The sequence below is a fragment of the Flavobacterium pectinovorum genome (assembly GCF_022802975.1).
GTDB classification, from domain to species: Bacteria; Bacteroidota; Bacteroidia; order Flavobacteriales; family Flavobacteriaceae; genus Flavobacterium; species Flavobacterium pectinovorum_B.
The window spans coordinates 117,119-131,871 of the sequence record NZ_JAFEVZ010000001.1 but is presented as its reverse complement, the minus strand read 5'-3'; the positions used below and the strand labels follow the sequence as shown (position 1 = coordinate 131,871).

General features: G+C 32.6%; 12 protein-coding genes and 2 tRNA genes. 9 read left to right on the top strand and 5 right to left on the bottom strand.

The genetic code is table 11. The features are described from left to right. Positions 1–476 precede the first annotated feature (476 nt). Positions 477–1,244, bottom strand: a complete 768-nt coding sequence (locus FLV_RS00570) for a hypothetical protein (protein ID WP_243230037.1) — start codon at positions 1,242–1,244, stop codon at positions 477–479. Between the two features lie 164 nt (positions 1,245–1,408). Between FLV_RS00570 and pepE the strand changes: the two genes are divergently transcribed. Further along, positions 1,409–2,116, top strand: a complete 708-nt coding sequence (gene pepE / locus FLV_RS00565) for a dipeptidase PepE (RefSeq protein WP_243230036.1) — start codon at positions 1,409–1,411, stop codon at positions 2,114–2,116. Positions 2,117–2,160: 44 nt separating this feature from the next. On the opposite strand, the gene FLV_RS00560 is transcribed toward pepE, so the two are convergent. Both FLV_RS00560 and FLV_RS00555 read right to left on the bottom strand, forming a co-directional pair. Further along, positions 2,161–2,233 (bottom strand) — tRNA-Gly (locus tag FLV_RS00560). Between the two features lie 94 nt (positions 2,234–2,327). Continuing rightward, positions 2,328–2,400: transfer RNA gene (locus FLV_RS00555), tRNA-Gly, on the bottom strand. A 136-nt stretch (positions 2,401–2,536) separates the two neighbouring features. Here FLV_RS00555 and FLV_RS00550 point away from each other — a divergent pair. After that, complete coding sequence (locus FLV_RS00550; protein WP_243230034.1) at positions 2,537–2,974, top strand: GNAT family N-acetyltransferase; 438 nt, start codon at positions 2,537–2,539, stop codon at positions 2,972–2,974. Between the two features lies 1 nt (position 2,975). Then, entirely contained in the window at positions 2,976–4,559 is a 1,584-nt protein-coding gene (locus tag FLV_RS00545; RefSeq protein ID WP_243230033.1) for a murein L,D-transpeptidase, read from the top strand. Here the strand turns inward: FLV_RS00545 and FLV_RS00540 are convergent. Continuing rightward, positions 4,548–5,270, bottom strand: a complete 723-nt coding sequence (locus tag FLV_RS00540; RefSeq protein WP_243230031.1) for a murein L,D-transpeptidase catalytic domain family protein — start codon at positions 5,268–5,270, stop codon at positions 4,548–4,550. The two genes, FLV_RS00545 and FLV_RS00540, sit on opposite strands and share 12 nt — an antisense overlap. Before the next feature lie 319 nt (positions 5,271–5,589). On the opposite strand from FLV_RS00540, the gene FLV_RS00535 reads away from it, so the two are divergent. Both FLV_RS00535 and gpmI read left to right on the top strand, forming a co-directional pair. After that, on the top strand, positions 5,590–8,016 hold the full coding sequence (locus FLV_RS00535) for a DUF5916 domain-containing protein (RefSeq protein ID WP_243230030.1): 2,427 nt from the start codon (positions 5,590–5,592) through the stop codon (positions 8,014–8,016). Positions 8,017–8,156: 140 nt separating this feature from the next. Continuing rightward, entirely contained in the window at positions 8,157–9,674 is a 1,518-nt protein-coding gene (gene gpmI, locus FLV_RS00530; protein ID WP_243230029.1) for a 2,3-bisphosphoglycerate-independent phosphoglycerate mutase, read from the top strand. A 138-nt stretch (positions 9,675–9,812) separates the two neighbouring features. Here the strand turns inward: gpmI and FLV_RS00525 are convergent, their stop codons facing one another. Then, positions 9,813–11,066 (bottom strand): DUF445 domain-containing protein, encoded by a 1,254-nt coding sequence (locus FLV_RS00525; RefSeq protein WP_243230027.1) that lies wholly within the window; start codon positions 11,064–11,066, stop codon positions 9,813–9,815. Positions 11,067–11,285: 219 nt separating this feature from the next. Between FLV_RS00525 and map the strand changes: the two genes are divergently transcribed. The 4 genes from map to FLV_RS00505 all read left to right on the top strand — a co-directional run bounded on the left by map (position 11,286) and on the right by FLV_RS00505 (position 14,699). After that, positions 11,286–12,104, top strand: coding sequence for a type I methionyl aminopeptidase (map, locus tag FLV_RS00520; RefSeq protein ID WP_243230024.1), 819 nt, complete (start codon positions 11,286–11,288; stop codon positions 12,102–12,104). A 122-nt stretch (positions 12,105–12,226) separates the two neighbouring features. Further along, positions 12,227–13,456 carry an AAA family ATPase gene (locus tag FLV_RS00515; RefSeq protein ID WP_243230021.1) on the top strand — a complete coding sequence of 410 codons (1,230 nt, stop codon included), beginning with the start codon at positions 12,227–12,229 and terminating at the stop codon, positions 13,454–13,456. Beyond that, positions 13,446–13,925 (top strand): hypothetical protein, encoded by a 480-nt coding sequence (locus tag FLV_RS00510; protein WP_243230019.1) that lies wholly within the window; start codon positions 13,446–13,448, stop codon positions 13,923–13,925. The genes FLV_RS00515 and FLV_RS00510 overlap by 11 nt, the downstream gene beginning before the upstream one ends. Beyond that, on the top strand, positions 13,926–14,699 hold the full coding sequence (locus FLV_RS00505) for a class I SAM-dependent methyltransferase (RefSeq protein WP_243230017.1): 774 nt from the start codon (positions 13,926–13,928) through the stop codon (positions 14,697–14,699). Positions 14,700–14,753 lie beyond the last annotated feature (54 nt).

Here is a 14,753-nt window from a genome sequence, read left to right as displayed (position 1 = left end):
TTGGATCTATATCCAGTAATCCTCCTAATAAACCTAAAAGAGCAACAGGCTTAAAATCTCCGGCAGTTGCTAATTTTCGTTCCGCCGGTGTATATTTTTTTTGCCCTTTTGGAATAATTCCGAGATTTTCAGCTGTAATATTGGCGTTTTCATTTACAACTACTTCTTTTAGCTCATTTTTTTTTTGTTGTCATTTTCACCTGAAGCGAATTTGAAACCAAATCTTCAGCCACTACCCAATGTTTTACTGGTTCTAAATTTATTGATGAAAAAACCAATACATCGCCTTCTCTTACCATAATTGAAAACTTCCCGTTTTCATCAGAAATTACTGATTGCTGATTAGTATTATTAATAATATTTCACCTTCAACAAAAAAAGACCTTTCAATAATCTGCCCCTGGATTTCCTTTGAATCAATTGCCTGCCCCAAAGAAATTTGCGAAACCGAAAGAAAGAAAATAATATGCGTGAGTTTATTTTTCACTAGCTAATATTTCTTTGTATTTAACTGCCAATTCTCCCAGCAAAAACTCTGTAGAGGTTTTATTTTTTGAATTCAGAATTTTTGTAAAACTTTCATTCTCTACCACATAATATTCAAAGCCTTTTACATATTCAAGAGGAATTTTAAGTCGGTCTACAAAATGATCCAAAGTAAACATGTTCTCCAAAAGCTTCATAAAAAACTCCTTTTTCTCAACAGCAACTTCTTTTTTAAGCATTGCAGTACGCCCGGAAAAAAAATTAAATAACGGATCTGCAGAAACCGAACCTCCAGCCATCATGTTTTCGGTATTTGCAGTGGGATTTAAAGCTGTAGCAGTGTGTAATTTTCTCTCAGCTGCCGTATAGCTTTTTTGTCCTGAAGGAACAATACCTAAAGCCACAGCATTAATATTATCATAACGTTTGATAATCACTTCCTGCAATTGATGCATTAGCAGGTTTAATTTCACAGTAAAATTAAGATCTGAAAAACTTTCCGGTGTCAATAAAACCTTATTTTCTTTAAATTGAATCGATGAAAAAACAAGTGTATCTCCACTTTTAGCCAATATAGAAAAAAAACCATCAGCAGTTGTAGTTACCATTGCTTCGGTTTGGGCATTAATAACATAAACCCCTTCCAAATCATTTGTATTTGAAATAATTCTTCCTTTTAAAATAGTACGTTCCTGAACCTGACACAAAACAGTCTGACACAAAAACAATACTAAAAAACAGACAATTTTGTTAATCAAAATAAAAAAATTAGAATTACTCTTAAAAATGTAAAAATATCCTAATGTGTTCCAAATTTAATACTAACAGCTTGGTAAAAATATGTTAATTAAAATTGGCTTTTAACACCCTAAAACAGCCTTTTTTAATACCTTTAAAACCTAAAAAATCCAGTTAGAATTTTATGAAAAATGTTATTATTGCAAGCACCTCAACTTTACACGGCGGTACTTATTTAGAATATCTCTTACCTACTTTGCAATCTCATTTCAAAAACTGCAAAACCCTTTTATTCATTCCTTATGCACGTCCGGGCGGAATTTCTCATGACGAATACACTCAAAAAGTATCATCCGCTTTTGAAACCATCAATATTTCAGTAAAAGGAATTCATGAATTTGAAAATCCGGAAAAAGCCATAAAAAATGCTGAAGGAATATTCACCGGAGGAGGAAATACTTTTTTGCTGGTCACTCAACTGTACAAAAACAATATTATGCAGCTACTTTCTGAAACAGTAAAAAACGGAACCCCTTATTTAGGAACCAGCGCCGGAAGTAATATTTGCGGACTTTCGATGCAAACTACAAATGACATGCCTATTGTTTACCCTCCTAGTTTTCAAACTTTAGCATTGATTTCTTTTAATCTGAATCCACATTATTTAGATCCCGAAGAACAATCTACTCACATGGGAGAAACACGCGAACAGCGCATAAAAGAATTTCATGCCTTTAATACGATTCCGGTTTTAGGATTAAGAGAAGGAAGCTGGCTTGAAGTAAAAGGAGAAAAAATTACTTTAAAAGGAGATTTATCAGCTCGATTATTTCGACAGAATCAGCTTCCGGCAGAATTAGATCCCGAAAGTGATTTGAGTAATTTAAAATAATCAAAAAACAAAAAAGCCTCAAACAATGTTTGAGGCTTTTAAAGAGCGAAAGACGAGGCTCGAACTCGCGACAACCAGCTTGGAAGGCTGGAGCTCTACCAACTGAGCTACTTTCGCATTAACAGGGTGCAAATATAAAAAATTAAATTGTTTTAAAAAATAAAAACAAAAAATTATTTAAATTTAAAATCTAAACCTAAGTTTCGATTAGAGCGAAAGACGAGGCTCGAACTCGCGACAACCAGCTTGGAAGGCTGGAGCTCTACCAACTGAGCTACTTTCGCATTACTGTGGTGCAAATATAGAAAATAAGTTAAGTTCAAAACAAGCTTTTTTTGAAAAAAAATAAATTAAAAATCACTATTTTTAGTAATCCATTTAAAATTAAATTGTTATAGCTTTGTTTTTTTTATTCAAAACATGACATTAATTAAAGAAATATCCGCTCAGGAAACTTTTATTGTAAGACATCCTGTACTTCGAAAAGGAAAACCAATAGAAACCTGCTTTTTTGATGGCGATGATTTAGAAACAACACATCATTTTGGATTATTCGAAAATTCAGATTTAACAGGAATCATTTCATTGTTCTTAAAAACCAATACTATCTTTACAGAAAATTTACAAGGACAGATTCGCGGCATGGCTATTTTAGAATCACACCAAAAAAAAGGTTTTGGGGAAGCACTCGTTAAACATTGCGAAACCTATTGTGTTACCAATCAATTTAATTTGATATGGTTTAACGCCCGAACTGCCGCTGTTGGATTCTATGAAAAAATGGGATATGAAATCAAAGGAAATTCTTTCGATATTCCCGAAGTTGGAGAACATTATTTAATGTACAAAAAATTATAAAATGAATAAATTTTACTTTCTGTTACTACTGTGTTTCTTTATAAGCTGCAAAGAAGAACAAAAAAATACTCTTCCTGAAATAAAAAAAGTCATCCCTGCCATTGTTATTACCGATGCAAAAACTGTTGACATAGATACTGCTCTTATAAATGCATATAACAGTAAAACATTAAAACAATTTTATCTTTCGTCTGACAACAAAACCATTTGGGGGAATCTTAAAAAAAGGACTTACATTTTATCGCAATTAAAAAAATCAGATGAGTTGGGATTAAATCCAAATGATTATCGGGTAAAAAAAATGGATGTTTACGAAAAACAAATCAACAAACTAAACAACAAACAACTTGCTGAATATGACCTGTTATTAACTCACAATTTTGAAAAATATGTCACCCATTTATATGAAGGGAAATTAAATCCTAAGTATTTATATCGGGACTGGGCACTTGTAGACAAAAATTTAGACATCAATACTGCTTTAGTAAAAAGTTTCAATCATAACACCTTAGACAGTTTAGTTGAAAATATTCAATCAAAAGCACAAACCTATAAACAATTATTAAACGCCTTAAAACTTATTAATAATTTTCCTGATGATAATATCAAAACAATTGAGGCTGCTGAAAAAATAGTACCCAAAGACACTAATACAGCATTAATCAACATAAAAAAAAGACTTTTATACTGGAATGACATGTCAGGAAATGACAGCCTGACAACAATCTACGACAATAAAACAGTTGAATCTGTAAAAAAATTCCAGGCCCGTCATGGGTTATTCCCGGATGGGGTTATAGGAGCAAGCACAATTCATGCTTTGAACTTTTCTAAAGAAAAAAGAAAACATCAGATTATTGCCAATTTAGAACGCTGGAGATGGTATCCAAATGAGTTTTCAGAAAATTATTTTATAGTTAACATCCCTGACTACAGTTTAAAGGTTGTAGAAAATCAGGACACAACCGCTGTTAGAAATGTTGTAGTTGGAACCAGCAAAAGAAAAACGCCAATTTTAACATCAACTCTTAAAACGATTGTTTTCAATCCAACCTGGACTGTCCCTCCTACTATCTTAAAGGAAGATGTAGTTCCGGCAATGAAACGCAACAGAAATTATTTAAAAAACAAAAACATCACCATTTATGATACCGCCGGACATATCGTTGATCCTGCAAACTGGAACATCAACAAACCCCGCAGTTACAGATATATCCAAAGCCCCGGCTACAACAATTCATTAGGTTTAATAAAAATTATGTTTCCTAACAATTATAGTGTGTATTTGCACGACACCAATCACAGAAATTACTTTGAAAGAAGCAATCGTTCTTTGAGCTCAGGTTGTGTTCGTGTAGAAAATCCACTGGAACTGGCGCAACATATTTTAGATGATTCTAAAAACTGGTCTAAAGATAAAATTGACACTATTATTGCCCGTAAAAAAACCACAAGCATTAGAATTACCAAAAAATACAAACTATATCAATGGTATTGGACAGCATGGAGCGAAAAAAATCAATTGATTTTTAGATATGATGTTTACAATCTGGATGAAGATTTGTATTCTAAATTAAGAAATTAGCTCTTCCATCGTAAAACTTCTTGATGGATGATAAATATACAAACACGATTTACCTTTAATTGTCTGAATAATTTCATTGGTCAATTCAACAGGAATGGCAGGACAGCCCTGGCTTCTTCCTAATCTTTTGTTGTTTCTGATAAAAGATTCAGAAACATAATCGGCACCATGCATCACAACAGCTCTTTGGCGGGCATGATCATTAACTCCTTTTTCTAAACCATCCAAACGTAAAGAAATACCATGTTTTCCCTGATAGATCTCGCCGGTTGCATAAAAACCTAAACTGCTTTGATAAGACGATTCAGTATTTGAAAATGCAGAAGCAAACTCTTCTCCGGTATTTCTGCCGTGAGCCACAAGAGACTGGAATAAAATAGTATTAGTAGTTAAATCTATAACCCAAAGACGTTTTAGGGTTGACGACAAACTAAAATCAATAAGCGTTAAAATATCTTTTTGAACAATTCCTTTTTCTTTTAATAAATAAAATCCTTTCAAGGCTTCAGTAAAAGTTTTCAGTTCCGGAAGAACAAAATTATTGGTATTTAATGCGTTATAAATGCTTTCTATTTTAATATCGACAACAGTACGTTTTTCAACTTTTGCGATGTTCATTGCTGTTACATTTTTAGTTTCAGCAGTATTTTTAGAGTCTGTCGCAAATGACAAAAACAAAAATAAAATTGCGGGATAAATCTTATAAATCATTGAATGCGTTTAGGTTATACTTATTTTGAGGCTTGACAAATTTATTATTTATTTGCAATTGACAAAATTAATATCACTAAAAGTGGGTATTTTTACTTAAACTTTAACAATTTGTCGCAGTAAAGGTTAAATTAAACTTACAAATATTTAATTTTAACCTTCCAATTCAACTCAATTTTACCAATCTGACATCTAACACCTTAGCCTTAAAAAAATAAATTCTGCAATTTTATTTTTTTTTCATACTGTAACAATTTTAAAAAAAACAGTCTATTAAATTCCAGAGTCACCTTAAACGAAATATTCATTTACAACAATTATGAAAAAAACGCTTTTATTAAGTATTTTATTAACTACTTTATGGTGTTCTGCTCAAAAGAAAGTTTTACAAGTCCAAAAAACCAGCGAATTAATTTCTATAGATGGAAAGCTGGATGAAAAAGAGTGGAATACCGCACTTACAGCTTCGGATTTTGTTATGTACAATCCTGATAATGGAAAAGCAATTCCTGATACCCAAAAAACCGAAATCAAAGTTTTATATAATGACAATGCCATTTACATTGGCGCAATGATGTATGATAATGAACCTGATAAAATATTAAAAGAAATCTCGCAACGTGACAATTTTGGTACTGCAGATCTTTTTGGGGTTTTTATAAATGGTTTTAACGATGGTCAACAGGATTTTCAATTTTACGTTTCGGCTGCTGATGTACAGGGGGACTGTATTATGACGGATGCTAATGGAGAAGATTATTCCTGGGATGCTATTTGGGAAAGCAAAGCAAAACTCACACCAAATGGCTGGATTGTTGAAATGAAAATTCCCTATGCCGCTTTACGATTTTCTAATGAAGACAAACAAACTTGGGGAATTAATTTTTTTAGGGAAATTAAGCGTCTTCGATATAAATATACCTGGAATTTAGTTGATTCTAAACTAGGAACATTTACACAGCAAAGCGGTATTTTAACCGGAATAGAAAATATTAAGCCTCCTACCCGATTATTTTTAATGCCTTATTCTTCATTTTATGTGAATGCTGATGCCAGTCAAAAAACATACGGAACATTGAAAGGCGGAATGGATATCAAATACGGAATTAACGATGCTTTTACGCTCGATGCCATTTTAATTCCGGATTTTGGACAGGCAAAATATGATGATCAAATTTTAAATTTAGGCCCTTTTGAACAGCAATTTAATGAAAACAGATCTTTTTTTACCGAAGGAACTGATTTATTCAGCAAAGGAAATATTTTTTATTCACGAAGAATTGGAGGAACGCCATCAACAGAACCTACTCTGAACAATAATGAAGAAATCATAGAAAATCCTCAAACCGTAAAACTTATAAATGCCTTGAAAATTTCAGGCAGAACAAAAAAAGGTTTAGGAATAGGAATTTTAAATGCTGTAACTGAGAAAACTTTTGCCTCTACAAGAAACACTATTACGGGTGATATCAGAAGACAGATCATTGAACCATTAACCAACTACAATGTATTTGTTTTAGATCAGCGTTTCCGAAAAAATTCATCAATATCTTTTATTAATACAAACGTAATACGAGACGGTGAATTTAGGGATGCAAACGTATCTGCACTGGCATGGGATTTAAACACCAAAGCAAATACTTATAATTTATCCGGAAATTTCAAATATAGCAATATTAACGAAATTCAAAATAAGGATGGAATTTTCAGCACTCTTAACTTTGCAGAAACAAGTGGAAATTATCGGTATAGCCTGGGCACAGATTTCGTCTCAAAAAATTTTGATTCAAATGATTTAGGAATTATTTTTTTAACCAACTACTATAATTTTTATGGAAGTGCCAATTATCGAATTCTAAATCCGACAAAACATTTTAATAATTTTAAACTCAATTATGATATGTACACCGAATTTAATAAAGAATCCGGCAAAGTACAAGACAACAATATTGAAGTAAGCATTGATTTTACCACTCTAAAAAATCATTATTTTGATTTTGGAATGACTATTATTCCTTTATTAGCGCATGATTATTACGAGCCCAGATCAGAAAACAGATATGTTATTATTCCAAAAAGATTAGGATTATGGAGTAATCTCTCGACGAATTACAACAATAAATTTGCTTTAGATTTTAATCCGTCAGTTACTTTTGCCGATGAACCGGGTCGAATGGCGTATGGAGCAAATATTAGTCCGAGATATCGTTTTAACGACAAACTTTTATTCACATACACGTTTAGCTTTTCCAGAAAAAACAACAACAAAGGTTATATCGACACTATTGATGACGAAATTATCAATACTCCGGAAACTATTCTATTTGCAAATAGAAATGTAATAACATATTCGAATACACTTGGAGGAAAATACGCCATTAACAGCAAAATGACGCTCAATCTCGCTGTTCGTCAATATTGGTCTTATGCCGAAAACAAAAACATTCTGCAACTTCAGCAGGATGGCACATTAATTCCTTTTACAACCTATACTGAGAATAAAAATTCGAGTTTTTATTCCTGGAATACCGATTTATCCTATTCATGGTGGTTTGCTCCCGGGAGTCAAATTTCTGCTCTGTACAGGAATAATGCCTCAAATTTTGAACGCATTATTGATAAAGAATTCGGTCATAATGTATCTAATTTATTAAACAATGAAGCACTTAAACACATTTTTTCAATAAGTGTTAAATATTTTATCGACTATAATGGGGTTAAAAATAAAGTCAAAAATAAGGTGTAGCCTGCATTAATTTTAAAAAATAAAGGCTTCTGTAATTAAATTATGATTTTTGAACAGACTTCATTTTATAAAGCATAATTGTTACAATCGTTTCTTGCGTATTTTATAAATGGCTTATCTTTGCCAAAAACTAAAAACCAATGAACAAAAAAGTAATCCTTATGATTTTAGATGGTTGGGGAAAATCCCCTGACCCTAAAGTATCTGCAATAGACAACGCAAATGTTCCTTTTATAAACAGCCTTTACCAAAATTACCCAAGCGCTCAGCTTCGTACAGACGGATTAAACGTTGGTCTGCCTGAAGGCCAGATGGGAAACAGTGAAGTAGGCCACATGAACCTTGGTGCCGGAAGAATCGTTTACCAGGATTTAGCCAAAATAAATTTAGCTGTAGCCCATCAAACACTTGCCAAAGAACAAGTTTTGGTTGACGCTTTTACCTATGCTAAAGACAACAATAAAAAAGTACACTTTTTAGGATTAGTTTCTGATGGAGGTGTTCACTCTCACACATCACATTTACGCGGACTTATCGATGCTTCACAGGAATATGGTTTAGAAAATGTATTCGTTCACGCTTTTACAGACGGTCGTGATGTTGATCCAAAATCAGGTGCAAAATACATTCAGGATTTAGAAAATCATATTCAGGATACTCCTGTAAAAATTGCTTCAATTGTTGGACGTTATTATGCGATGGACCGCGATAAACGTTGGGAACGTGTAAAACTGGCTTATGATTTGGTTGTAAACGCAATAGGAACTCCGTCAAAAAATGCGGTTGCGAGTATTCTTGACAGCTATTCAAAAGATGTTACAGATGAATTTATTGAACCAATCGTTATGGTTGATGAAGATGAAAAACCATTAGCAACCATCGTAGAAGGTGATGTTGTAATATTCTTCAATTTCAGAACCGACAGAGGCCGTGAACTTACTGAAGCCCTTTCGCAGCAGGATTTCCACGAACAAAACATGCACAAATTAAATTTGTACTATGTAACGCTTACCAACTACGATGAAACATATCAAAATGTAAAAGTTGTTTACAATAAAGATAACATTACAGAAACCCTTGGTGAAGTTTTGGAAAAAGCGGGTAAAAAACAAATCAGAATCGCTGAAACGGAGAAGTATCCACACGTAACGTTTTTCTTTTCAGGAGGAAGAGAAGTTCCTTTTGAAGGAGAATCACGTATTTTAAGAAATTCTCCAAAAGTAGCCACTTATGATTTACAGCCTGAAATGAGTGCATACGAATTGACTGATGCCCTTGTTCCTGAATTAAACAAAGGTGAAGTAGATTTTGTTTGTTTAAATTTTGCTAATGGAGATATGGTTGGTCACACCGGAATCATGGAAGCTGCAATTAAAGCCTGTGAAGCTGTAGATGCTTGTGCAAAACAAGTTATTGAAGCTGCTCTTGCCAACAATTACACTACCATTGTAATTGCCGATCACGGAAATTGTGAAACCATGATTAATCCTGACGGAAGCCCAAATACAGCACACACAACAAATCCGGTGCCGATTATTTTGGTAGACAAGGAATTAAAAAATATTCAAAATGGTGTTTTAGGCGATATTGCCCCTACTATTTTAGAATTAATGGGCGTTTCACAGCCTGAAGCAATGACTTGTCATTCATTATTATAGAAAACCACTTTTTTTTGATAGAAGAGAGGCAAGTTTCAGGACTTGTCTCTTTTTGTTTTTATATCAAGTGTCACCCAGAGCGGAGTCGATGGCTTGAGATTCAGACAGAGCTTCGACTCCGCTCAGCCTGACCTCACATTACACTATAAAATAATGATAGGTCCATTCAACGCCATAAATTAAAAGACCAATCAAACCTCCAACTAAAGTTCCGTTGATTCTGATGTATTGAAGATCTTTGCCGATTTCGAGTTCTAATTTTTCAGAAACTTCTTTACCATCCCAGCTTTTTACTGTTGACGATATTAAATCTCCAATTACCTTTTTATTATTCAGAAGAACCGAAAGCAAATCGTTTTTGATGAAATTATTAATTTTATCAATCATCATTTGGTCTTCGCTGAGCCCATTTCCGAAATGCTTAATCAGACCCGCAATATTTTTTCGAATTGAAGACTCTCTGCCTTTCTCTAAATCGTTTGTAATTGACAATTTTATTTCGTCCCAAATTCCGTTAATATAATCCTGCACTTCTTTTTTACCCGCAAAAGCAAGAATCAAATTATTGATTTTGATACGCATTTCTTCTGAGTTTTTTACTTTATTCAGAAAATCAGCAACATATTCGTCTATTTTTATTCTGACAGCACTTTCCGGATTTTTGGCTTCATAAAGAAATTCCTGCAAACCGTTAAAAATACCTTCTGAAATGCTTTTATCGGCCAGGCCAAAACTCAACAAAGGAGTTGATTCTTTTACTTTTTTCCGAATCAAATCTTTATTATTGGCCAATTCGGCACTCATTACTCCCAGAAGATTGGTCAATAATTCGTCTTTTACATTTCCCTTCTGCAGAGGTTCTAAAGCAAGTGCCACCCAGTCTCCAAAATTTATCGCTTCCAATTTTTCCTTAAACTGAACCTGAATAAATCGCTTTATATCTTCGTCTTTTATCGTTTTTAAAACTCCCGGAATAATATTTACCGCCACCAAATTGGCAATTTTATCTGCATTTTCTTCCTGCGAAAGCCAATCAGAGGCTTTTGTGGCAAAGTTAAATTCTTCTAATTTAATTTCAAGTTTTTCCCGATTAAGAAACTCTTCTGAAACGAAATTACCAAGATTCTCTCCTATTTCATTTTTCTTGGTCGGAATAATAGCCGTATGCCAAATCGGAATTCCGAGCGGATGACGAAACAAAGCCACAACCGCAAACCAATCGGCAATTCCGCCTACCATTGCCGCTTCGCTAAAAGCCTGCAGCATCGGAATTTTAAAATAAATCGCAATTACAAACAGAAGCACTGCTACACCCAAAAGTGCCAAAGCATTTAACTTCATTTTCTTTAAAGCTTTGACTTTTATTATATCCTGATTTGTAATAATCTCCATAATTACATACGTTTTTACTACTAATTTAGGGCTTTTTTCCGAGACCGTTAACCACTCATGAACTTTAGACAGCCACGAATTCACGAATTTTCTTTAAAAATTAATTAATCCATTTGTGCAATATGCCTTTTTTAAATTTTGTTTTGAGATAATTCGTTAATTCGTAGCAAAAATTTTTAATTAAAAATTGTACTTTTGCGAACTGAAAATGTGAAAAATATGATTATCCAAAAAACGAGAGAGGAAATAGAATTAATGCGCGAAAGTGCTTTGATCGTATCAAAAACATTAGGAATGATTGCTTCTGAAATTAAAGAAGGAGTTACTACGTTATATCTTGACAAATTAGCCGAGGAATTTATTCGGGATCATGGTGCGGTTCCAAGTTTTCTTGGTCTGTACGATTTTCCGAATTCGCTTTGCATGAGTCCGAATGCTCAGGTCGTTCACGGAATTCCAAACAATACGCCTTTGCAAAATGGTGATGTTATTTCTGTAGATTGCGGTGCTTTCAAAAATGGATATCATGGAGATCATGCCTATAGTTTTGAAATTGGAGAAGTTGCTCCGGAAACTAAAAAACTTTTACAGGTAACCAAAGAATCTCTTTATGTAGGAATCCGAGAATTTAGAGCCGGAAATCGCGTTGAAGATGTTGGAAACGCCATTCAGAAATATACAGAAGCACACGGATACGGAGTGGTTCGCGAATTGGTAGGACACGGATTAGGGCAAAAAATGCACGAAGCTCCTGAAATGCCAAATTATGGTAAAAAAGGAAGAGGAAAACTTTTTGTTGAAGGAATGGTCGTTGCCATTGAACCGATGATTAACATGGGTACAAAAAACATCAAACAGCTTAAAGACGGCTGGACAATCCTGACTGCTGACGGAAAACCAAGCGCACACTTCGAACATGACGTTGCTTTAATTGACGGTAAACCGGAAATTTTATCAACTTTCTACTACATCTACAAAGCATTAGGAATTGAAAGTAATGAAGAAGATGAATTTAGACAAGTGCCATTAGTTTTATAAGTTCATTCCACAGAGATTCACAGAGACCATTTACTAATATATAACACTAATGTTTTAGTAGAGAATAATATTTTTAATTTATTAAATTTAAAAATAACTACTTTTATAAAAAATAGTATCTAATGAAAATTAAACTCCAAAATATTGGAATTATAGAAGAAGCTGACATTAATATTGAGGGAATTACTCTAATAGCTGGTCAAAATGATTCTGGAAAAAGTACTGTTGGAAAAGTTTTATACTCTATAATAAAAGGATTTAATCAAAACATCAATCTTTTTTTAGATGAAAAGAATAATCGAATCATATATCGATATCAGGACATTTTAAAAGAATTAAAAAAAAATGTTTCAATAGACATTACAGAGTTTCAGACAAAAGAAATTAGTTTAGAATGGTTTGAAAAAATTGAAAAAACAATAAAACTTGAATCAACTGCAGAAGATTCAAAAAAAGCACTTTCAGATTCTTTAAGAATGTTAAAATTGTATTTTAATGTTGAATACAATACAATTGAGCAAAAGAAAGACGAAATAACAAATTGGCTTCGCTCTGAAATTGCGACACTTCATAATATATTTAATACAGATGCTTATTCTATAATTGAAATTGAGGATTTAGAAGGAAATGCTAAAATTAAACAATGGTTTAAGGAAATAAATTTTTATATTCTTGAATTAGATAACAATTTAGAAACGTATTTCAAAGAAGCTTATTTTATTGAAAGCCCTGCAATTATAGATGATTCATTACAAAGATTTGTTGGAAAAGACAGTTTACAGCTTCATAGCAGAAATAGACAAGAAGAGTTAGCAAAATCACTTTCAAATCCATTATCTACTAATATCTCCGATTACTCCACTATATATAGAGAAATATCCGAGATAATTAATGGTGAGATAACTATAGACTTATTACAAGGAGTAAAATATAAAAAAAACGAACAAGAAATCAATATTAAAAACACTGCGGTTGGAATTAAAAGCTTTGGATTAATTCAATTGTTATTAAAAAACAATCGCCTCAACAATAGAACTTTATTAATAATTGATGAACCTGAAGTACATTTGCATCCTACTTGGCAAGTTAAATATGCTGAAATTCTTGTAAAGCTTTCTAAGGATTTTGATATTCCAATGGTATTAACTTCTCACAGTCCTTACTTTATAGAAGCAATTGAAGCGTACTCTAAGAAAAACAGCTATGAAAATTCAACAAACTTTTATTTTGCTAAAAAAAATGAAGATGGTTTGTCTTCAAAAATTATTGATGTAACAAAAGATATAACTCCAATTTTAAGTTCAATATCTGATGCTTTTTATAAAATTCAAGATATAAATAATGAGGATTAATGATATTGAAAAATTCTTTACTGATAATGTAGAAAAAAAAGAATTACGGGAAATATCTTTTGACAAAGACAATCAAATTTCATTAATAAATTCAAGTAAGCCAAGTTTTGACTTTGATTTAATTAATCAGCAAATCAAAACTTCTGATACAATCTATTTTAAGAACGGAAAAATCATTTTTGTTGAGTTTAAAAGAGGTGTAATAAAAGATATTGACTTTCGATTGAAAGCAACTGAAAGCATTATTTCTTTTTATAGTTACATTTTCAAAAATGGATTTAAGGAAAAGATGTGTTTTCCCAATGAATTATTTGAAATCTACATAGTCTATGACAGAAATAATTCTTCACCTACAAGAACTATGGCTATTTCTGCTTCTGGAAGAAAACTAACTGAAGAATACAGACATTTTTTTTGCAAGTATCAAGTAATAGACAATGATAAATTCCAAAAACTATTTAAAATATAAATGAAGAAACTTTTTAAATTAGTACTTAATACAATCCCCCGTCCATTATTAATTCGTTTGAGTTATGTGGCGCGGCCAATTTTAGCTTTATCATTAAAAGGAAATAAATTTACCGACCCAATTGATGGAAAAAGTTTCAGATCATTTTTGCCTTACGGATACGGAAAACAGCGTAACAATGTACTTTCACCAAGTACGCTTTCATTAGAGAGACACCGTTTGCTTTGGCTGTATTTAAACGATCAGACTGATTTTTTTACAGCACCTAAAAAAGTATTGCATTTTGCTCCGGAACAGGCTTTTTACAAAAGATTCCGCAAGCAAAAAAATCTGGATTATACGACAACCGATTTGTTTTCGCCTTTAGCAGACGTAAAAGCAGATATCTGTAATTTACCTTTTAAAGACAACGAATACGATGTTATTTTATGCAATCACGTATTAGAACATATTCCGGATGATACCAAAGCCATGCAGGAATTATTTAGAGTTTTAAAACCGGGCGGAATGGCAATTTTGCAGATTCCACAGGATTTAAATCGTGAAGTTACTTTTGCAGACGATTCGATTACAGATCAAAAAGAACGTGCTAAAATATTTGGGCAATACGATCATGTTCGTATATACGGACGCGATTATTTCGATAAATTGAGAAGTATAGGTTTTATTGTTATCGAAGAAGATTACACCAATAAAATTGCACCGGAATTGGTAGAGAAATATTGTTTGGCAAAAGGCGAAATTATTCCGCTTTGCTTTAAACAGGAAAACTAATTTTTTTTCACCATATTAAGTGATATAAGTTCATTTAAAAGAGTTTTCAAAAAT

Bases quoted from the DNA above. Each gene is read 5' to 3' on its own strand.
- gpmI (WP_243230029.1), top strand. From the start codon at position 8,157: ATGAACAAAAAAGTAATCCTTATGATTTTAGATGGTTGGGGAAAATCC.
- FLV_RS00510 (WP_243230019.1), top strand. From the start codon at position 13,446: ATGAGGATTAATGATATTGAAAAATTCTTTACTGATAATGTAGAAAAA.
- FLV_RS00515 (WP_243230021.1), top strand. From the start codon at position 12,227: ATGAAAATTAAACTCCAAAATATTGGAATTATAGAAGAAGCTGACATT.
- FLV_RS00535 (WP_243230030.1), top strand. From the start codon at position 5,590: ATGAAAAAAACGCTTTTATTAAGTATTTTATTAACTACTTTATGGTGT.
- FLV_RS00545 (WP_243230033.1), top strand. From the start codon at position 2,976: ATGAATAAATTTTACTTTCTGTTACTACTGTGTTTCTTTATAAGCTGC.
- FLV_RS00525 (WP_243230027.1), bottom strand. From the start codon at position 11,066: ATGGAGATTATTACAAATCAGGATATAATAAAAGTCAAAGCTTTAAAG.
- FLV_RS00540 (WP_243230031.1), bottom strand. From the start codon at position 5,270: ATGATTTATAAGATTTATCCCGCAATTTTATTTTTGTTTTTGTCATTT.
- pepE (WP_243230036.1), top strand. From the start codon at position 1,409: ATGAAAAATGTTATTATTGCAAGCACCTCAACTTTACACGGCGGTACT.
- FLV_RS00550 (WP_243230034.1), top strand. From the start codon at position 2,537: ATGACATTAATTAAAGAAATATCCGCTCAGGAAACTTTTATTGTAAGA.
- FLV_RS00505 (WP_243230017.1), top strand. From the start codon at position 13,926: ATGAAGAAACTTTTTAAATTAGTACTTAATACAATCCCCCGTCCATTA.
- map (WP_243230024.1), top strand. From the start codon at position 11,286: ATGATTATCCAAAAAACGAGAGAGGAAATAGAATTAATGCGCGAAAGT.